20 protein-coding genes are annotated in these 18,191 nt (G+C 47.9%); 13 read left to right on the top strand and 7 right to left on the bottom strand.

Going from position 1 to position 18,191, the window contains the following annotated elements:
* The first annotated feature begins 3 nt into the window (after positions 1 to 3).
* From BUB37_RS06255 to hisIE, 9 genes are all read left to right on the top strand, one after another.
* The gene (locus BUB37_RS06255) at positions 4 to 438 is read left to right on the top strand and encodes a GNAT family N-acetyltransferase (protein WP_244526747.1); all 435 of its coding nucleotides are present in this window, start codon (positions 4 to 6) and stop codon (positions 436 to 438) included.
* A 4-nt stretch (positions 439 to 442) separates the two neighbouring features.
* Entirely contained in the window at positions 443 to 1,738 is a 1,296-nt protein-coding gene (gene hisD / locus BUB37_RS06250) for a histidinol dehydrogenase (protein WP_072990465.1), read from the top strand.
* 1 nt (position 1,739) lies between these two features.
* Entirely contained in the window at positions 1,740 to 2,783 is a 1,044-nt protein-coding gene (hisC, locus tag BUB37_RS06245) for a histidinol-phosphate transaminase (RefSeq protein WP_072990462.1), read from the top strand.
* Complete coding sequence (gene hisB, locus BUB37_RS06240; RefSeq protein ID WP_072990458.1) at positions 2,783 to 3,919, top strand: bifunctional histidinol-phosphatase/imidazoleglycerol-phosphate dehydratase HisB; 1,137 nt, start codon at positions 2,783 to 2,785, stop codon at positions 3,917 to 3,919. Before hisC ends, hisB begins: the two co-directional genes overlap by 1 nt.
* Before the next feature lie 84 nt (positions 3,920 to 4,003).
* On the top strand, positions 4,004 to 4,588 hold the full coding sequence (hisH, locus tag BUB37_RS06235) for an imidazole glycerol phosphate synthase subunit HisH (RefSeq protein WP_072990455.1): 585 nt from the start codon (positions 4,004 to 4,006) through the stop codon (positions 4,586 to 4,588).
* 78 nt (positions 4,589 to 4,666) lie between these two features.
* Complete coding sequence (gene hisA / locus BUB37_RS06230) at positions 4,667 to 5,398, top strand: 1-(5-phosphoribosyl)-5-[(5-phosphoribosylamino)methylideneamino]imidazole-4-carboxamide isomerase (RefSeq protein ID WP_072990452.1); 732 nt, start codon at positions 4,667 to 4,669, stop codon at positions 5,396 to 5,398.
* Between the two features lie 145 nt (positions 5,399 to 5,543).
* Positions 5,544 to 6,299 (top strand): imidazole glycerol phosphate synthase subunit HisF, encoded by a 756-nt coding sequence (gene hisF / locus BUB37_RS06225; protein ID WP_072990448.1) that lies wholly within the window; start codon positions 5,544 to 5,546, stop codon positions 6,297 to 6,299.
* A 21-nt stretch (positions 6,300 to 6,320) separates the two neighbouring features.
* Positions 6,321 to 6,923 carry a hypothetical protein gene (locus tag BUB37_RS06220; RefSeq protein ID WP_072990445.1) on the top strand — a complete coding sequence of 201 codons (603 nt, stop codon included), beginning with the start codon at positions 6,321 to 6,323 and terminating at the stop codon, positions 6,921 to 6,923.
* Entirely contained in the window at positions 6,923 to 7,540 is a 618-nt protein-coding gene (gene hisIE, locus BUB37_RS06215; RefSeq protein ID WP_262987426.1) for a bifunctional phosphoribosyl-AMP cyclohydrolase/phosphoribosyl-ATP diphosphatase HisIE, read from the top strand. The genes BUB37_RS06220 and hisIE overlap by 1 nt, the downstream gene beginning before the upstream one ends.
* Before the next feature lie 7 nt (positions 7,541 to 7,547).
* Here the strand turns inward: hisIE and BUB37_RS06210 are convergent, their stop codons facing one another.
* The 3 genes from BUB37_RS06210 to BUB37_RS06205 form a co-directional block, all read right to left on the bottom strand.
* Positions 7,548 to 8,270 (bottom strand): head GIN domain-containing protein, encoded by a 723-nt coding sequence (locus tag BUB37_RS06210; protein ID WP_072990438.1) that lies wholly within the window; start codon positions 8,268 to 8,270, stop codon positions 7,548 to 7,550.
* A gap of 68 nt (positions 8,271 to 8,338) precedes the next feature.
* Positions 8,339 to 8,524, bottom strand: a complete 186-nt coding sequence (locus BUB37_RS21425; RefSeq protein ID WP_139278083.1) for a hypothetical protein — start codon at positions 8,522 to 8,524, stop codon at positions 8,339 to 8,341.
* On the bottom strand, positions 8,521 to 9,189 hold the full coding sequence (locus BUB37_RS06205; RefSeq protein WP_139278082.1) for a hypothetical protein: 669 nt from the start codon (positions 9,187 to 9,189) through the stop codon (positions 8,521 to 8,523). Before BUB37_RS06205 ends, BUB37_RS21425 begins: the two co-directional genes overlap by 4 nt.
* Positions 9,190 to 9,383: 194 nt before the next feature.
* On the opposite strand from BUB37_RS06205, the gene BUB37_RS06200 reads away from it, so the two are divergent.
* Complete coding sequence (locus tag BUB37_RS06200; RefSeq protein ID WP_072990432.1) at positions 9,384 to 9,812, top strand: DUF1330 domain-containing protein; 429 nt, start codon at positions 9,384 to 9,386, stop codon at positions 9,810 to 9,812.
* Between the two features lie 172 nt (positions 9,813 to 9,984).
* On the opposite strand, the gene BUB37_RS06195 is transcribed toward BUB37_RS06200, so the two are convergent.
* From BUB37_RS06195 to BUB37_RS06185, 3 genes are read right to left on the bottom strand one after another with little or no spacing between them, the layout of a single operon-like run.
* Entirely contained in the window at positions 9,985 to 11,085 is a 1,101-nt protein-coding gene (locus tag BUB37_RS06195; RefSeq protein ID WP_212635262.1) for a DUF4097 family beta strand repeat-containing protein, read from the bottom strand.
* Positions 11,057 to 11,596: a hypothetical protein gene (locus BUB37_RS06190; protein WP_072990426.1), complete on the bottom strand. Its 540-nt coding sequence runs from the start codon at positions 11,594 to 11,596 to the stop codon at positions 11,057 to 11,059. Before BUB37_RS06190 ends, BUB37_RS06195 begins: the two co-directional genes overlap by 29 nt.
* The gene (locus tag BUB37_RS06185) at positions 11,596 to 12,138 is read right to left on the bottom strand and encodes an RNA polymerase sigma factor (protein WP_072990424.1); all 543 of its coding nucleotides are present in this window, start codon (positions 12,136 to 12,138) and stop codon (positions 11,596 to 11,598) included. The genes BUB37_RS06190 and BUB37_RS06185 overlap by 1 nt, the downstream gene beginning before the upstream one ends.
* A gap of 237 nt (positions 12,139 to 12,375) precedes the next feature.
* On the opposite strand from BUB37_RS06185, the gene BUB37_RS06180 reads away from it, so the two are divergent.
* Positions 12,376 to 14,781, top strand: coding sequence for a TonB-dependent receptor (locus tag BUB37_RS06180; protein ID WP_094766578.1), 2,406 nt, complete (start codon positions 12,376 to 12,378; stop codon positions 14,779 to 14,781).
* A gap of 5 nt (positions 14,782 to 14,786) precedes the next feature.
* Entirely contained in the window at positions 14,787 to 15,635 is an 849-nt protein-coding gene (locus tag BUB37_RS06175) for a DUF4249 domain-containing protein (RefSeq protein WP_072990421.1), read from the top strand.
* Between the two features lie 126 nt (positions 15,636 to 15,761).
* On the opposite strand, the gene BUB37_RS06170 is transcribed toward BUB37_RS06175, so the two are convergent.
* Complete coding sequence (locus BUB37_RS06170) at positions 15,762 to 16,562, bottom strand: DUF1853 family protein (protein ID WP_072990418.1); 801 nt, start codon at positions 16,560 to 16,562, stop codon at positions 15,762 to 15,764.
* A gap of 181 nt (positions 16,563 to 16,743) precedes the next feature.
* On the opposite strand from BUB37_RS06170, the gene BUB37_RS06165 reads away from it, so the two are divergent.
* Entirely contained in the window at positions 16,744 to 18,102 is a 1,359-nt protein-coding gene (locus BUB37_RS06165) for a Gfo/Idh/MocA family protein (RefSeq protein ID WP_244526746.1), read from the top strand.
* The last annotated feature ends 89 nt before the right edge of the window (positions 18,103 to 18,191 follow it).

Genomic DNA, 18,191 nt, shown 5'->3' with positions numbered 1-18,191 from the left:
ATGATGGACAATTTAAGATTGGAATTGATTCCCTATGGAGAAATGGAGCGTATTCTGCCCCTGGTTTACGAATTGAATAAGGGGAAGTTTTCCGTTTCGGTGTTGAAAAGCCGCTTGAAGCCGATGCTGTCCATGGGCGGATACCAATGTTTGGGCGTTTACGATAACGAAAGGTTGATCGGCTGCTGTGGTATTTGGTTGCTGCATAAGCTGTATAAAGGAAAGCATTTGGAGCTTGATAATGTGTTCGTGAGGGAGGAATACCGAAGTCGGGGAATAGGCCGACGCATGATGGAGTGGCTGGATGATTACGCAAAAAGTAGGGATTGTAACAGCATAGAGCTCAATTCCTATGTAAATAACGAAAAGGGAGTCGAGTTTTGGAAACGTCATGGGTTTGAACCCTTGGGCTTCCATATGATCAAGAATTTAGAGTAAAGCAATGAGAAAGATATATAATCCCGACCGATCGGAGTGGAAGGCCATTTTAAGGCGTCCGACACAGACCGTGGCGGATATCGAACAGACCGTAGAGGCCATATTCAAGGAAGTAAGGGATCACGGCGATGCCTCCTTAAGAAAGTATACCGAAAAGTTTGATGGTATTGTACTGGAAGACCTCGTCGTCTCCGAAGCCGAAATAAGGGAAGCCGCCGACCGGGTTGCCCCCGAACTTAAGAAAGCCGTTCAATTGGCCAAGAACAATATCGAGGTATTCCATAAGGCCCAGAAAACCGAAAGGGTTTCGGTGGAGACCGCCAATGGTGTGCACTGCTGGCAGGAAAAAAGGGCCATTCAAAAAGTGGGACTCTATATTCCCGGGGGTACGGCGCCCTTGTTCTCAACGATTTTAATGCTCGCCGTACCGGCTACCATTGCCGGGTGTGAGGAATTGGTGCTGTGTTCACCGCCCGACAAGGAGGGCAAAATCAATCCGGCCATTCTTTATACGGCCCACCTGTGCGGGGTAGGTAAAATATTCAAAGTAGGGGGGATCCAGGCCATAGCCTCCATGACCTTTGGTACGGAAAGCGTTCCCCAGGTGTATAAGGTTTTCGGCCCGGGAAACCAATACGTGACCGTGGCCAAACAGATCGCCACCAAATACGGTATTGCCATCGATATGCCCGCCGGCCCCAGTGAACTGTTGGTGCTGGCCGATGATTCCGCCAATCCCGCCTTTGTGGCCTCCGATTTGTTGAGTCAGGCCGAGCACGGTGTCGATAGTCAGGTTATCCTGGTTTCAACTTCAAAGGATATGGTCGATGCCGTGGAAAAGGAAGTCGAAAAACAGCTCCCACGGCTGCCAAGAAAGGATATTGCCGAAAAGGCCATTGCCAATAGCAAATTGATTTATGTGGAAGACGACCGGACGGCCAACGACCTGATCAATGCCTACGGCCCCGAACATTATATTGTTTGTGTTAAAAACGAGGACTTCTTTGTTGACAATATTAAAAACGCGGGTTCCGTCTTTATCGGCAACTATACGCCCGAGAGTGCAGGCGATTACGCCTCGGGCACCAATCACACCCTGCCGACCAACGGTTACGCCAAGCAGTACAGTGGGGTGAACTTGGACAGTTTTATGAAAAGCATGACCTTTCAAAAAATTTCGGAAACGGGGATACAGGAAATTGGGCAAGCCATTGAGATTATGGCCGAGGCCGAAGGCTTGCAGGCCCATAAAAATGCCGTTACCCTGCGATTGAATAGTTTAAGGAACCAAAGAATGTAATATGGGGTTTAGTCTAGATAACATTATCCGGGAAAATGTAAAAGGCCTAAAGCCTTATTCCTCGGCACGGGACGAATATGTGTCCGATGGGTCGGGAATGGTTTTTCTCGATGCCAACGAGAATCCCTTCGAAAACGGGGTCAACCGTTACCCCGATCCACAGCAGCGGAGTTTGAAGGCGGTGCTGGCCGATCAGAAAGGTATAGGGCCAAAAAATATGCTGTTGGGCAACGGTAGCGACGAGGTGCTCGACCTTTTGTATCGGGGGTTTTGCGAACCCCGGGTCGACAATATCATCACCATGCCGCCTACCTACGGTATGTACAAGGTCTTGGCCGATATCAATGCAATAGAAAACAGGGAGGTGCTCTTGACCGAGGGTTTTGAACCGGATGTAGCGGGAATCTTAAAGACCGTCGACCAACGGACGAAACTTATCTTTGTCTGTTCGCCCAACAACCCCACCGGCAACAGTTTTCAAGCGGAGGGCATCGTTGCGCTTTTAAAAGGCTTCGACGGATTGGTGGTGGTCGATGAAGCGTATATCGATTTCGCCAACGGGGCGTCGTGGGTTTCGCGCCTATCCGAATTTCCGAATCTGGTGGTGACCCAAACCCTGTCGAAGGCCTATGGTATGGCCGGTATACGTTTGGGAATCTGTATGGCATCCGAAGAGATCATAGAGGTTCTCAATAAGATCAAACCCCCTTACAACGTAAACGAACTGACCCAGTCGCGGGCCTTGCGGAGGGTTTCGAATGCATCGCGTATCGAGTCTGAGGTACGTGAGATTCTGGAACAAAAGGACTTGCTCCTAAAAGTGTTGCCCAAGATCGAATGTATCGAAAAAATCTACCCGTCCGATGCCAATTTTATATTGGTACGGGTAGACGATGCGAACAAACGTTATAATGAACTTTTAAAGATGGGGGTAGTGGTCAGAAATAGAAGTTCGCAGCCGCTATGTGGGAACACACTCCGTTTAACCATTGGTACCAAGTACGAAAACATTAAACTTGTTACCGCTTTAAAAAGCTTGAGCTGATGAAGAAAAAAGTACTGTTTATTGATCGCGATGGCACCATCATCAAAGAAACGGTAGACGAGCAGATAGATGCCTTTGAAAAAATGGTGTTCTACCCCAAGGTATTCACCTATTTGGGAAAAATCGCCAAGGAGCTCGATTACGAACTGGTCATGATCACCAATCAAGACGGATTGGGTACCGAAAGTTTTCCCGAAGCTACCTTTTGGCCGGTACATAATTTTATTATGCAGGCCTTCGAGAACGAGGGCGTCGTATTCGACAAGGTTTTTATCGACAGAACCTTTCCGCACGAGAATGCCGATACCCGAAAACCCGGAACCGGCTTGTTGAACGATTATTTTTCCGAGGCCTACGATCTTTCGAATTCCTTTGTTATCGGTGATCGGCTTACCGATGTTGAACTGGCCAAAAACCTTGGGGCCAAGGGTATTTTCATCAATGACGAAACCCATTTGGGAGCAGGTGAAATTACGGTCAAAAAGGAGGAATTGAACGATTTTATCGCCCTTGAAAGCAATGATTGGGAAAAAATTTACGAGTTCCTAAAACTAAAGGACAGAACCGCCGAGACCCGTAGAAAGACGAACGAAACCGATATTTTTATCAGGTTGAACCTCGACGGTACGGGACAGAGCGACATTAAAACGGGATTGGCCTTTTTTGACCACATGTTGGATCAGCTGGCCCGTCACGGCCAAATGGACCTTGAAATCAAGGTAAAGGGCGATCTGGAGGTAGACGAACACCATACCATAGAGGATACGGGCATTGCCCTGGGTGAAGTATTCGGAACGGCCTTGGGCCAGAAGCTGGGAATTGAACGTTACGGTTTTTGCCTGCCCATGGACGATTGCCTGGCGCAAGTGGCCATTGATTTCGGAGGTCGCAATTGGCTGGTCTGGGAGGCAGAATTCAACCGTGAAATGGTAGGGGATATGCCTACCGAGATGTTCCACCACTTTTTCAAATCGTTTACCGACGGGGCCAAGGCCAATCTAAACGTAAAGGCCGAAGGCACCAACGAGCACCATAAGATCGAGGCCATTTTCAAGGCCTTTGCCAAGGCCATTAAAATGGCGGTAAAGCGCGATGCCGAAAAAATGGTGTTACCAAGTACGAAAGGGGTTCTTTAAAACTTTACGAAGTAAGGGTACAAGGCAGTATATCGTCAATACGTCTTGCACCGGTTACCTTCGTTGTATTCAAGACGAATTAAAATGAAAATAGTAATTATAAATTACGGGGCGGGCAATATCCAGAGTATCAAGTTTGCCATCGAACGTTTGGGCTACAAGGCCGTCCTGAGTCACGATGCCGACGAAATCAAGACTGCTGACAAGGTGATATTTCCCGGGGTGGGAGAGGCCAGCAGCGCCATGAAAAAGCTACGCGAAAGCGGTCTTGATAGTCTTATCCCACAATTGACACAGCCCGTTTTGGGCATTTGTTTGGGCATGCAGTTAATGTGCAACTCTTCCGAGGAAGGCCATACCAAGGGCCTGGGAATTTTTGATGTGGATGTCGTCAAGTTTTCGCCGGGGGTTAAGGTACCCCAGATCGGTTGGAACCAGATCGCTAAGCTGAAGTCCGATCTTTTTGAAAATGTCGAGGAAAACTCGCATATATACCTCGTACACAGTTTTTATGCCCCCATATGTGGTGAAACCATCGCCGAAACGGAATACGGTATCAACTACAGTGCCGCATTGAAAAAGGACAATTTTTACGGTACCCAGTTTCACCCCGAAAAGAGCAGCGATGTAGGGGAGCGGATCCTCGGGAATTTTTTGGGGAGTGTTTGATATAGGGGAGAGGCGTGTTGAAGCCAAGAACAGGAACGAAAACGGAGAAATACAGTAGTACGGACAACGAATAGGACCATGAGAATAATACCGGCAATAGATATTATAGAAGGTAAGTGCGTTCGCCTGTCGAAAGGCGATTACGATACCAAGAAAATTTACAATGAAAACCCCTTGGAGGTCGCCAAGGCATTTGAGGACCACGGTATACAATACCTGCACCTCGTAGATTTGGATGGGGCCAAATCGAAGCATATCGTCAACTACCATGTATTGGAGCGGATCGCTTCAAAAACCTCTTTGAAAATTGATTTTGGCGGGGGACTCAAGACCGACCGGGACCTGCGGATCGCTTTTGATAGCGGGGCCCATCAGATTACCGGTGGTAGCATTGCGGTCAAGGACAAGGAAACTTTTTCGGGGTGGATTACAACGTATGGCCCCGATAAGATTATTTTGGGCGCCGATGCCATGGACGAAAAGATAGCCGTTTCAGGTTGGCAAGAGGAATCTACCGAAGAGCTGATACCCTTTATCAAGGGGTACCAAGAAAAGGGGATCGCCTATGTCATCTGTACGGATATTTCAAGGGACGGTATGCTGCAAGGCCCGTCTTTCGACCTGTACCAACGTATTATAGAAGAATGCAAGGGTGTAAAATTGATAGCTTCCGGGGGCATTTCGACCTACGATGAGCTGCCAAGGCTAGCCGAAATGGGATGCGAGGGCACCATAATCGGCAAGGCCATTTACGAAAACCGGATAAGCATAAAGCAGCTGGAAGGCTTTGTGTTGCAATATGGGTCGTAGGCCCGACAAAATCGTATTAAGAACTAAAAAATAAGGGACGGGGGAGTCTAATGTAAAATTTGTTTTTATTTTTGGGTTGTTTGAGCCTAAATAAGCAACGAATCCACGTGCACTCCTATCCCAACATCAGGTTTTAGCTTAAAGTATGTTAGCAAAGAGAATAATACCATGTTTGGATATTAAGGACGGGCGCACCGTTAAGGGAGTGAACTTTGTGGATTTGCGCGATGCCGGAGATCCGGTCGAACTGGCCGAAATATACAGCAGGGAGGGGGCGGACGAACTGGTCTTTCTCGATATTTCGGCAACGGAACAAAAACGAAAGACCTTGGCCGATTTGGTATACCGCGTAGCCGAAAAGGTCAATATCCCGTTTACGGTAGGGGGCGGTATCTCTTCGATAGAAGATGTGGACGTTTTGCTCCACAATGGTGCCGACAAGGTTTCCATTAATTCTTCCGCGGTTAAAAACCCGCAATTGATCAACGACCTGGTATCGAAATTTGGCTCGCAATGCATTGTGGTGGCTATTGATGCCAAACAGATAGAAGGTGAATGGATCGTTCATCTGGTAGGGGGCAAGGTGCCCACGGAACGCAAGTTGTTCGAATGGGCCAAGGAAGTCGAGGAACGGGGGGCAGGGGAGATTCTTTTTACCTCTATGGACCATGATGGTACCAAAGACGGTTTTGCCAATGGGGCATTGGCCCGCTTGTCGGGAGAATTGAACATTCCGGTCATTGCTTCGGGAGGAGCGGGAACAACAAGTCATTTTATCGATACCTTTAAGGAGGGAAAAGCCGATGCGGCCTTGGCGGCCAGTGTTTTTCACTTTAAGGAAATCGGTATAGGAAACTTAAAACAAGAGTTACGGGAAAATGGGATTCCTGTAAGAATATAGTATAGTAAAGATTTTAAAGCATTGATAAAGGCAACCAAAGCGGATAGGGATTTAGTGGTGGACATATTGGTAGAGGCCTTCGAGCCCCTTAAGGAAGACAACTCCATCAATTTTGTAGTTAAACAGGATCATAAGCGAAGCAAGCGCATGCGCGTGTTAATGGAGTACCTTTTCGATACGGCCATGCGAACGGGCGTGGTCTGTCTTTCCGATAACAGGGCCAGTTGTCTGCTTCTCACCTATTCGAACAGGGACCGGCTGACTTTCGGTAAAATATACTCTACCTTGCGCCTGGCCTTCAAATGTATAGGCATAGAACGGGTGGCCAAGGTATTGAAGCGGCAGAAAATCGTAAAACGCAATTATCCGAAAACCGATCATATACGGCCTATGATTTTTGCGGTAAAGAACGAGTACAGGGGCGGGGTTACGGCCCCAAGGCTCATTTTACAGGTCTATGAGGAATACAGGGACACCAAATTGCCCGTTATTGTCGATGCGGCCAGCCAGCACAATGTAAAGCTGTACCAGAAATTTGGGTTAAAGATATTTAACACGGAAAAAGGTCTGGGTTTTCCTATCTATCTGATGCGAATGAACGGGGTGCCCGAAAAATCCATCTAATCAAAAGAAGCGTAAAAATGAAGGTAAATTTCGATAAGAATAACGATGGACTCGTACCGGCGATCGTACAAGACGCCCTGACAAGGAAGGTTTTGATGCTGGGTTATATGAACCAGGAAGCACTCGAAACAACCCAGGAAACCAAAAAGGTAACTTTTTACAGTCGTACCAAGAAAAGACTATGGACCAAAGGGGAGGAAAGCGGTAATTTTCTCAACCTCGTGTCCGTACAGTCCGATTGCGACAGCGATACGCTTTTGGTCTTGGTACATCCCGTCGGGCCTACGTGCCATAAAGGCACCGATACCTGCTGGGGCGAGGGGAACGACCCCCATTTTGGCTTTCTGTCGGAGCTTGAGAAGGTTATCGAACAACGGAGGACGTCCGCTGATTCCAGTAAATCGTATGTAGCCTCCCTATTTGAAAAAGGGATCAATAAAATTGCCCAGAAAGTAGGGGAGGAAGCGGTCGAGACCGTTATAGAGGCCAAAGACGATAACGACGATCTCTTCCTATACGAAAGTGCCGATCTGTTGTTCCACTATCTGATATTGCTTCAGGCCAAGGGTTTTTCGCTAAAGGATATCGAAGCCGAGTTAAAAAAACGTCATAAATAGCCGATGGCTAATTTCTGTTTTTTAGCTGGGAGGCACCGGTAATACGTTGGTGCCCTATGTCCGCAGGCCCTTTGTAGTTCAAGGTACTCGCCCCGCTTGCTTCGACATCTATCGACTCCGTTGCGGTAAGAAAGGCCTCGCTCGCTCCCGAAAGGTCTATGTTCAGGCGCTCGACCTGCATATCGTAGTCCCTGAGGTCGCTGCTTCCCGAAAGCTTGGCATGTACCGATTTTACCTCGCCGTAAATATCCCCTTCCGAGGCGCCGTGCATATCGATATCGAGGTAGTCGGCGATGATTTCCCCGTTCAGGTCGGAAGCCCCTGAAAGCTCGATTCGGGCCCTATCCGTGTCCCATGGGGTTTCGAGGGTAAGGCTGGCCGCTCCGGAAAGGTCGATTTCGGAAATATCCCGGGCGTTTATAAAGGCTTTTAAGGTGGGATTGCCCCTTACGGTGGTATACTTTTTAAGCTTGACGACAAGTCCGTTGCCTTCGCGGGCCACGACAATACGTTTGTGCAGGTTGTCGTTCGCCTCTATGCGTATGTTCTCTTCATCTTCAGAAAAGGTGACATATACATCGAAGGCATGGGAAACCTTGAGCCGGTCGAAATCGGAAACGGTAAAGTCCTTGTTCGTAATTTCTCCCGAGGCTTTTATATGTTCGTAGTCACAGGAGCTTAGGATCGTACATGCCACGGCCGTGGCGACAAATAGGGTTTTTGTTCGCATTTTGATTGATTTTAGGCCTGTTGTCCAACAGGCCGGTTGATGAATTGTACTTTGTTTAGGCAGGGATGCTACCTTAAGTGTTCTTCCAGTCGAACAACGGAAATCCACTGAAAATTAATGGGATACCATTCCTCTTCCGTCAGGGGATTTTCGTTGCCTCCCTTTAAATAGACCTGATCGCCTTCGCAAAACACATGTTGTGTTTCGATAACGTCATGACAAAAGGCACAGCGCGTTTTTACTTCTGCTTTCATTGTATGTTCTTTTTATATCGGTTACGGCCCATATTGAAGATGCCCACCTTGATTCCTATACCGGCGGAGAAGCCGTTTATGCGGGTGGTACGGGTCGGGGGAAGTTCTATTCTACTCGAAAATCGGTACTTTAACCCCGCTTCGAGTTGTAGGTAGCGCGAAATGTTAAAAAGTGCGCTGATGCCGGGTTCGGCCACAAAGACCACGTCAAAATCATCTTCGGTAAGTTCTTCTTCGTAAACGGCATCATCGTGAAAGCGATGGTCGATATACCCAACGCCCCCGCCCCCCAGTAAAAGGGGGAAAGAAAGGTTGACCCGTTTTTTGCTGAAGAATATAGGTTCTAGGTGGAGGCCGCCATAGGCCCCGATCAAATCCTCATAACGTCCTAGGCTATTGTTATAAATATCTTGTTCGGAATAGAGAAAATTACCCGCAAAACCGACCTCAAACTGGCGATTGGCCACATAGGCTATTTTAAGTCCGCCCATATAGGCCGGATCGCCATCGATTTCGCCCACGCCCATGGTTAGGCCGAGGTACACCCCGTGTACTACATTGTTTCGGTCGTTAAACTCGAGGTATTCGTCACCTTCATCTTGCCCAAATCCCAAGAAGGGGATTGCCAAACACAAAACAAGAAGAGGGGTTGAAAATAACTTCATGACTGTTTGTTTTTTGATTGATTACCTAATAGACAGCCGAAGAGGAAAAAAGTTGCACGAAAAACGATTTTTTTTTTGATCGGTTAGGGAGGTAAGGATTGGATGATGTAAATTTTCACCCGTTAAGGAGGGAGTAGGCAAGGGATGGCAAGTTATTTTACATTGCCGTATCTTGTCTTTTCAAAAGTAGAGATATGAACTATTTAGATCCTACTCCGGAAGCGGGCAGGGAATTCTATCAGGAATTTAAGGGAAAGGGACGCCTGGTAATGCTCAATCTGGTCCGGTTCAAGAGAACTGCCGATTATTCACATGCCCCCCATTTAAAAAAGTCCGGGGCGAAGAGTGGAAGGGCCGCCTACGAGGAATACATTGCGGCTATCAGGCCGGTTCTTGAGGCAGCTGATGGCAAGGTATTGTTTTACGGCGAATGCGGCGCATTTGTTGTAGGTCCCGAGGCGGAAAAATGGGATAGGGCCCTTTTGGTCGAGCATGCATCCGTCGATACCTTCATGAAATTGGCCCAGTCTCCCGTTTATCTGGAAAATTTAGGCCACAGAACGGCCGCCTTGGAAGATTTTAGGCTACTGCCCATGACGTCCATAACCGGGGGTAATTTTTAGCTCTCCGCGGCGCCGGTAACAAAAATAAAAGGAGGGAAAACGAGGGCGTGGCGCATAGGTGGCGCGTGTCCAAACGGTCCACTTGCTTCTTTCCGCCCTGTGGTATATTCGGCCTGTCTTTAAGATTTATCAAGGACGTTGATATAGCGGTACTGGACCTTAGGCCCTAAAATCAAAGTTCCTTCAATAGCACCAAGCCTTTTTTTCCGGTAATCGAAATTTTCCCTTGGCCCTGCTTGCCGTAAGTAGCCTTGATTTCCCTTCGTTTTTTGCCTTTGTCCAGAAGTTCTGAATTGACATTTTGAAAGGATTTTGGCAAACGAACGAGGCCTTCTTCGAGTATGGCGCTAAACTTATGGGGGAAATCGGATATGTTGATGCTGATTTCCGATGATTCTTGGTCTATCGTGATGGTCGTCTTGGCATTGGTAATACGGTCTATCCTAAAATCGGCTATCTTCATGCCCATATCCACGTCGAGACCCAAGCGGTTCAAGCGTAAACTGGTGAATTTCAGGCTTCCGTAAATACTGCCTGCCTCATCTATGGTAACCTCGTCCTTGTTCGAATAGAATTCCAGCGAGGTAACCTGCCCGATTTCAATATCGCTTCCGCTACTATTGATTCTCAGGTTTTTGGAGTCGTGCATGTCTACCCCCCCATTTTTGAGCTCAAGGTTTCCATAGCTGATATTTTTCGCCCTAAGCTCGCCGAATTCGAGGCTTATATCGGCCTTGTTCAAATTCTCGCTTATCCATATGTCCCCATGTTGTACCTGGGCCTGTAGGGCCCCGTTCCAATCTTCAATGAATACGTCGCCGAATTTGTTGGCCAATTCCAATTCGGCCTTTTCGGGCAGGAACACCTCGTAATCGATCTGAATGTTACTGCGATCGAAATCGAAGGGATTTGCTTTTTCAAAAAGTTGTGAGAAAAAGCCCGAACTGCTCTCTCCGATCTCATAGCTGAGCGATACAAAATTATCGCTGTTTCTCAGTACGGGCCTTATACGGTCCAATAATTCCTGGGCATTGTCCTTCTTTTTATGGGTAACCGTAATGGTTACGGTAAGTGAGAGTTCTTCCTTGTCCCATCCGTAGATATTCACGTTCCCGTACTTATTGTCCAAATGCAGTTCCCCCGCATTGGTCAATCGATAGCTTTTGGCCAATTTTTTGCTCCGTTTTTCCTGGGCCATAAGGGGCAGGGACAAACCCAAGGCCACGATGACAAGAAATAGCCTTCTACAATGTGTACCCATAGTCGTCATCATTATCGATTTTCTGTTCGTTTAACTGCTCTAATAGATTTTCTATAAGTTCGATCCGTTTCTTATAGTTGTTTACAATGGCCTGTAACACCAATTGATTGTCCAAATTGTTCCGCATTTCCAAACGAAGCTCCTCGTATTCCTTATCGAGTTCATCCATAAAGGACAGGAACTCTTGCTTGTCTTCTTCCGACAATTGTTGATTCGACTCTACCAATTTCACGTGATAGGATACCAGGCCTTGGTAGTGCATATCGATATCTTGCAATTCTTGGGAAACAAAGTCGGCATTGCGGTCTTCGGTAATGAAGGGGATGCCGATAAGGCCGGTAACGCCGAGTAATAGCAATGCCACGGCCGCGGCACGTAGCAACGGAAGCCGCCAAAGCGGTATCGACTTGGGTTTTACCGGTTCGAGCTGGCCTTCTATATTTGCCCACAGTTTGGCCCGGTCGGCCTTATGGACGTCGAAGGCTGCCCTGTTCTGTCGGATGTGTTTTTCAAAATTGTCCATTATATATGTTGTATAATTTCAACTAATTTCTTTTTCGCCCTGTGGTATTGCGATTTTGAGGTAGAGGCGCTGATTCCTAGAATCCCCCCAATTTCAATATGGTCATAACCTTCGATCAGGTATAGGTTAAGGATCTCCCTGTATCCCGGGGGCAATTCTTCGATCCCCTTCCTTACTTTTCGGATATCGGCCGGTTCATAGGCCTCTTCCTTAACCTCTTCCGTCAGGTGATACTCATGGTCGGCGATAGTGGTCAAGTTCAAGCGTTTTGTTTTCAGGTGGTTGATGCATTTATTGATCACTATACGCTTTAGCCATGCGCCGAAGGTACTTTCGTATTTAAAGCCGTCCAGGTTCTTAAAGGCGTCTACAAAGCTATCCTGTACTATGTCCTCGGCCTCTTCCTTTACCCGTAAAAATCGCATCCCAATGTTATACATGGCATCGACATAAAGCTCGTACAGTTGATACTGTGCGTTGCGATCGCCCGACTTGCTTTTTTCGACAAGTGCCTTATGGGTATAACGGATATGGGTTTCCAATTAAAATGGGATGGTTATTGGTGTATTAAATCACATTTCTAAAACAATGACAATAAAAAATCGACAGGGTTGCATTTCGGGTATTTGTTTTGTGCAAACCTAAAAAGCTTCCCCTGCAAGTTATTTATACTATCGATGGCAAGGCACTTTTTTGGAAAAAAAAGCAAAGGGGGTGCAACCTATTCCGATTTTGCTTGTCAATAGCTTTGTTCAACAATCAAAATACCAACGAGCATTATGATAAATCAAAGGAAAGGGAAAATCCCGGGACCCCTATGGGCAAGCACACTGTTGTTGGCCCTGTTTTTTGGCCTCAACCTAGGGGCGCAGGAAAAATTCACCATTAGCGGCAAGATCACCGACCAGAACGACGGGGAAACCCTCTTTGGTGCCTCGGTATTCTTGGAGGGCACCTCGATCGGTGCCATTTCGAATGAATATGGCTTCTACTCGATAACCGCCCCCAAGGGAGAATACCGCTTATTGATCTCTTTTATGGGCTATACGGGCAAGTACGAGGAGGTCGTTTTGGATAGGAACCTGAAAATAAACTTTGAGATATCGGAACAGTCGACCGAATTGAACGAAGTGGTGGTTACCGCCGAAGAACCCGAAAGGGCCGTCTTGCGAAAACCGGAAATGAGCGTTGCCAAAATGAACATAGCGACCGTTAAACAAATGCCCGTGGTGCTGGGCGAGGTAGATATTCTAAAATCGCTGCAGATGCTGCCGGGGGTGACCAACAATGCCGAAGGAACGGGCGGATTTCACGTAAGGGGGGGCGCCCAAGACCAAAACCTTATTTTGCTCGACGAGGCCATAATCTATAACACGTCGCATCTGTTTGGCTTTTTTTCCGTCTTCAATGCGGATGCCATCAAAGACATGAAGCTTTATAAGGGAGGGATTCCCGCTAGGTTCGGCGGAAGGGTATCGTCGGTACTCGATGTACGTCAAAAGGATGGAAACAACAAGAATTTTGCGATGACAGGGGGAATCGGACTTATTTCGAGCAGGCTTTCGGTGGAGGGGCCCATCCTTAAGGACAAGGGGTCTTTTTTGATCGCCGGCCGAACCTCATACGCACATCTCTTGTTGAAGGCCGCGGGAGAGGACAATACCGCCAGTTTTTACGACCTGAACCTGAAGACGAACTACAGTATAAACGACAAGAACAAGGTATATCTTTCCGGTTATTTTGGCCGCGATGTATTGAAGTTCGGAAACATTTTCGACAGCAGCTACGGCAATACCTCGGGAAACTTGCGATGGAACCACATATTTAACGACCGGTTGTTTTCCAACATGTCGGGCATTATCAGTAAATACGATTACGACCTGGGTTTTACCATGGAAGATTTTGTGTGGGTGGCCTCCATCACCAATTACAATTTGAAATACGACCTGAAGTATTACTTCAACGATAGGTTTAAACTCGACTTCGGGGCTAGCGGACTGCTTTATGATTTTGACCCGGGGCAGATCAGGCCAACATCCGACACCTCTTCCATAAACCGTCTGGCTCTTGATAAGAAAAGGGCCTTTGAAGCAGGGGTCTACATCAACGCCGAGCATAGGTTGACGGATAAGTTGTCGGCCCAGTACGGATTGCGGTACAGTAACTTTAGTAGGCTGGGGGGGCAGCCCATATCGAATTACGGGAATGACCTACCGGTGGTATACAATGCCGACCTGGGTATTTATGAAAGCGGAACGGCCATTGGCGAAACGGATTACGGCAAGGGGGAGACCATTAAAACCTTTGGGAATTTTGAACCTCGGGTGGCATTGGCCTATCAATTGAACGACGCTTCTTCGGTAAAGGCGGGGTTCTCGCGTTTCGCCCAGTATGTCCACTTGCTTTCCAACACGGCGGCGGTGACTCCCGTTGATGTCTGGACGCCAAGTGGGGAATATATCGAGCCCCAGCTTTCCAACCAATATGCATTGGGCTATTTTAGAAATTTTGACGGTCAGGCCTATTCCATGGAAATTGAAACCTACTATAAAACCGTCGACAATCGGATCGATTACATAGACGGCTCCGACCTTATCGGGCAGAATACGATAGAGACCGAAATTTTAAATGGCGAGAGCAGGGCCTACGGCTTGGAAGTCTTGTTGCGAAAAAACGAAGGTAGGCTTACCGGATGGTTGGCCTATACCCTGTCGAAATCGGAACAAAGAACCCCCGGAGGCAGGGCAGGGGGATCGGGCATTAACAACGGGGAATGGTACCATACGCCCTACGACCGTACGCACGATATCTCATTGGCGGGGGCGTACCAACTGAACGAGAAATTAAGTTTTGGGGCCAACCTCGTCTTTCAGACCGGAAGGCCGGTAACCTATCCCAACGGGCAGTATATGTACGAAGGGATTTCGGTGGCCAGCTATGCTCCCAGAAATTCGGACCGCCTACCGGCGTATCACCGTTTGGACCTTTCGCTAAATTACAAGCCCAACAGGAGACCCGAAAATCGATGGAAGGGCGAATGGGTGCTTGGCATATACAATGTGTACAACCGCAAAAACGCGGCTTCCATATCCTTTGGTCAAAATCGGGAGACCGGTGCCAATGAAGCTACCCGTACCGCCATTTTCGGCATTGTACCCTCAATTACCTACAACTTTAAATTCTAGACAAAATGAAAAATTACATACAGAATTTCGGACTTCTATTCTTGGCGCTGGTGGTCTTTGCCTGCGAAGACGTGATCGATGTAGACGTGCAATCGGCCCCCAAAAGGTTGACCATCGAAGCTTCCTTGGATTGGGAAAAGGGTACGTCGGGCAACGGGCAGACCATTTACCTACGCACTTCCACCGACTTCTTCGATACGGCCTCGAATACTGCCGTGACGGGTGCGGTGGTCAAGGTCACGAACATGGACAAGGGTAGCGAATTCAGTTTTGCCGACCAAGACGACGGGAGTTATACCACCACAACGTTTGAACCTATTGTGGGAGATACGTATGCATTGGAGGTCAACTACAACGGGGAAAACTATTATGCCGAAGAAACCCTGTACCCTGTGCCCGACCTTACCGTGGTCGGACAGTCGAGGGATGATGGTTTTAGCGAGGATGACCTTGAAGTGAATATGCAATTTGTCGACCCGCAAGAGGAGGGAAACAGCTATTTTTTCAAGTTTCAGAAGGAAGGGGCGCTTTTGCCCGTGTTTGAAGAGTTGGACGATGAATTTGTAAATGGGAACAAAATCGATTGGTACTACGAGAGCGATGAAGACGACGATACCGATGAAATGGAAGCCTTTAAGCCCGGAGATACCGTTTTTATAGAGTTCTATGCCATATCTCCCGCTTATCACGATTACCTACAGATTTTGATCAATCAAATAGGGGGAATGGGTATTTTCGACTCCACACCCGTTTCCGTCAAAGGCAACTGCATCAACCTTACCGACCCCGAAAATTATGCGCATGGTTATTTTAGGGTAACACAGATGGTGAAGGCCAGCTATACCTTTGAGTGAATCGTTACCGGTGCCGGGTGTCGGCACGCCCAGCGGCCTGAGGTATGGTACGGGGTAAATAACCGAACGACGAAATGCAATTGACTAAAGGTGCACCCATTTACTTCTAAAAACCAAGGACTACCATCAAACCACAAAGAGTTTTTCAAGTGTTCCGTCCTCCTTTTTCATCCACAGCATTGGGGAGTTCTTCGTGTGTATTCTTTGGATGACATCCGGCAGGATATTGCCGTGCGGGATATAGGATACCTTATCGTGGGCAGCTATTACCCATTCAGGTTTAGGGGGGATGTAATACCTGTGTTGTCTGAACTCTTCGGAATCAAAACCGTCGTAATGGATCCAATACCCGGCCTTGCAACGGTTGTTAAAGGGGTGAAGGTCGAATTTGCGTTCGGCATGGGGCATGAAAAGTTGCGCCTTGAAACAACATTCGTTCCGAATACCCGCCGTGTCGACCCCCACGGATTCCAATGCCCTTTTACCGGCATCGCTGTGTAGCATGTTGAACTGGCGTTTTTTTATTTTTTCCATTTTGGCAAAGAACCTATCCCTCCGGTTCGGACCCATTAGCCGATGTACGGGCGCTGAAACCGAAAGGTCGACGATATAGAATTTATAGGTCAGTTCAACATGTACAAGTTGTTCGGTATCGCGGTTTTTAAGAATGAAGTCGATTTCGCCTACGGTTCTTTTGTCTTCCTTTACAAGAAGGTTTCGCAGAACGACCCGATACTGCTTGGAGTGCGATATCAGTTGATGGAACACATGTTCCATTTGATGCCCCAGTCGGAGATTGTCAGGTACCTCCCGAAGGGGAAGGCTTTCTAGCTCGATCTCGGGAAATACAAATTGGCGGATACCGAATGTCTCGTTTATCCAAAGTGGCGGGGTATGGTAAAATCCTTTACACTGTTCTATTGGCATATCCGCTAAAGTATGGGGTAAAGGGGCAACATCAAAGCGCCGCGCCCGTAATATTGTTCCAGACTTAAGTTTTTGGTTAAATTTCCATATCTTGTACACTATATTTAATCCGAACTACACCAAAATTTAATTGAACACCCGTATGAATCCGAACAGAAGAAATTTTATCAAAAAAACGTCAATGGTAGGAGCCGGCATAACCTTGGCCCCCACAATTACCCAAGCTTCCCTTTTTGGGGATCCACGCCCGTCCTATGCAACCTATATGGGTGGTTTTTCGGCCCCGAAACTTGACAAGGTGCGGTTTGCCTTTATCGGGGTAGGGGCAAGGGGTTCGGGCCATGCGAAGCAAATTGCCGCCATTGAGGGTACCGAAGTGGTCGCCATCTGTGATTTGTACGAAGACTTGGCCAAGCGATCGGCCGATGCCTGTAGGGAACAGGGCAAAGGAGAACGGCACAAAAAGATAAAGATGTATACCGGGGGCGAGGACGATTGGAAAAAGATGTTGAAGGAGCAGAAGCCCGACGCCGTAATAATCGCTACCCCGTGGCGATTGCATGCGCCCATGGCGATCGGTGCCATGAACGCCGGTGCCCATGCCTTTGTCGAGGTTCCGCTAGCCCTTACCATTGAAGAAATGTGGCAGTTGGTGGATACTTCCGAGAAAACCCGGAAGCACTGCATGATGATGGAGAACGTCAACTATGGCCGGGAAGAACTTTTATACCTCAACATGTGTAGACAAGGCGTAATCGGCGAATTGCTTCATGGGGAAGCGGCCTACATACACGAACTTCGCGGGCAGATGAACGAAGTGGAACGGGGTACGGGATCATGGCGTACATACCACTATGCCCGTAGAAACGGAAACCTTTATCCCACACATGGTCTTGGACCCGTGGCCCAATATATGAACATAGCACGAGGGGAAGACAATTTTAAGTTTATCAATTCATTCTCGTCGCCGGCAAAGGGAAGACAGCTTTACGCCGAAAAAAACTTTCCGGCCAATCATCAGTGGAACCAGCTCGATTTTAAGGGGGGAGATATAAATACCTCGATCATCAAGACCACGATGGGAAGGACCGTTATGGTCCAATGGGACGAGACGAGTCCGCGCCCCTATAGCCGCCATAACCTTATTCAGGGAACTAAAGGTACCTTGGCCGGATTCCCGACACGGGTTGCTTTGGAAGGTGGGGTAGAAGGCGCCACCGAAAACCATCACGAATGGGCCGAGGGCGAAAAATTGGCCCAGGTCTACGAGAAATACGAACATCCATTGTACAAGCGACTAGGGCAGCTTGCCGTTAAGATGGGCGGTCATGGGGGCATGGATTTTATGATGCTTTACCGCATTGTCGAATGCCTAAGAAACGGGGAACCTCTAGATCAGAACCTTTACGAAGGTTGCCTGTGGAGTGCGGTCGGCCCCTTGAGCGAGGCATCGGTAGCGGCCAATGGCGCGCCACAAGAGTTCCCCGACTTTACCCGAGGAGCTTGGAAGGATACCGAGGCCTTGGCTATCGTCCAATAAAAAATGTGCTTAGATTGGGAACGGGCGTAATCGGTTTACGCCCGTTTTTTTTGATTGCACCGTTAACATTTCCTAAAAATAGAGGTGTT

This window comes from Pseudozobellia thermophila, from assembly GCF_900141855.1.
Lineage (GTDB): Bacteria > Bacteroidota > Bacteroidia > Flavobacteriales > Flavobacteriaceae > Pseudozobellia > Pseudozobellia thermophila.
The sequence above is the reverse complement of the archived record's forward strand: the minus strand, read 5'-3'. Positions and strand labels throughout refer to the sequence as shown.

What these genes read in the sequence shown, in the direction of transcription:
- BUB37_RS06255 (WP_244526747.1), top strand. Translation starts at nt 4, where the DNA reads ATGGACAATTTAAGATTGGAATTGATTCCCTATGGAGAAATGGAGCGT.
- hisD (WP_072990465.1), top strand. Translation starts at nt 443, where the DNA reads ATGAGAAAGATATATAATCCCGACCGATCGGAGTGGAAGGCCATTTTA.
- hisC (WP_072990462.1), top strand. Translation starts at nt 1,740, where the DNA reads ATGGGGTTTAGTCTAGATAACATTATCCGGGAAAATGTAAAAGGCCTA.
- hisB (WP_072990458.1), top strand. Translation starts at nt 2,783, where the DNA reads ATGAAGAAAAAAGTACTGTTTATTGATCGCGATGGCACCATCATCAAA.
- hisH (WP_072990455.1), top strand. Translation starts at nt 4,004, where the DNA reads ATGAAAATAGTAATTATAAATTACGGGGCGGGCAATATCCAGAGTATC.
- hisA (WP_072990452.1), top strand. Translation starts at nt 4,667, where the DNA reads ATGAGAATAATACCGGCAATAGATATTATAGAAGGTAAGTGCGTTCGC.
- hisF (WP_072990448.1), top strand. Translation starts at nt 5,544, where the DNA reads ATGTTAGCAAAGAGAATAATACCATGTTTGGATATTAAGGACGGGCGC.
- BUB37_RS06210 (WP_072990438.1), bottom strand. Translation starts at nt 8,270, where the DNA reads ATGCGAACAAAAACCCTATTTGTCGCCACGGCCGTGGCATGTACGATC.
- BUB37_RS21425 (WP_139278083.1), bottom strand. Translation starts at nt 8,524, where the DNA reads ATGAAAGCAGAAGTAAAAACGCGCTGTGCCTTTTGTCATGACGTTATC.
- BUB37_RS06205 (WP_139278082.1), bottom strand. Translation starts at nt 9,189, where the DNA reads ATGAAGTTATTTTCAACCCCTCTTCTTGTTTTGTGTTTGGCAATCCCC.
- BUB37_RS06200 (WP_072990432.1), top strand. Translation starts at nt 9,384, where the DNA reads ATGAACTATTTAGATCCTACTCCGGAAGCGGGCAGGGAATTCTATCAG.
- BUB37_RS06195 (WP_212635262.1), bottom strand. Translation starts at nt 11,085, where the DNA reads ATGATGACGACTATGGGTACACATTGTAGAAGGCTATTTCTTGTCATC.
- BUB37_RS06190 (WP_072990426.1), bottom strand. Translation starts at nt 11,596, where the DNA reads ATGGACAATTTTGAAAAACACATCCGACAGAACAGGGCAGCCTTCGAC.
- BUB37_RS06180 (WP_094766578.1), top strand. Translation starts at nt 12,376, where the DNA reads ATGATAAATCAAAGGAAAGGGAAAATCCCGGGACCCCTATGGGCAAGC.
- BUB37_RS06175 (WP_072990421.1), top strand. Translation starts at nt 14,787, where the DNA reads ATGAAAAATTACATACAGAATTTCGGACTTCTATTCTTGGCGCTGGTG.
- BUB37_RS06170 (WP_072990418.1), bottom strand. Translation starts at nt 16,562, where the DNA reads ATGCCAATAGAACAGTGTAAAGGATTTTACCATACCCCGCCACTTTGG.
- BUB37_RS06165 (WP_244526746.1), top strand. Translation starts at nt 16,744, where the DNA reads ATGGTAGGAGCCGGCATAACCTTGGCCCCCACAATTACCCAAGCTTCC.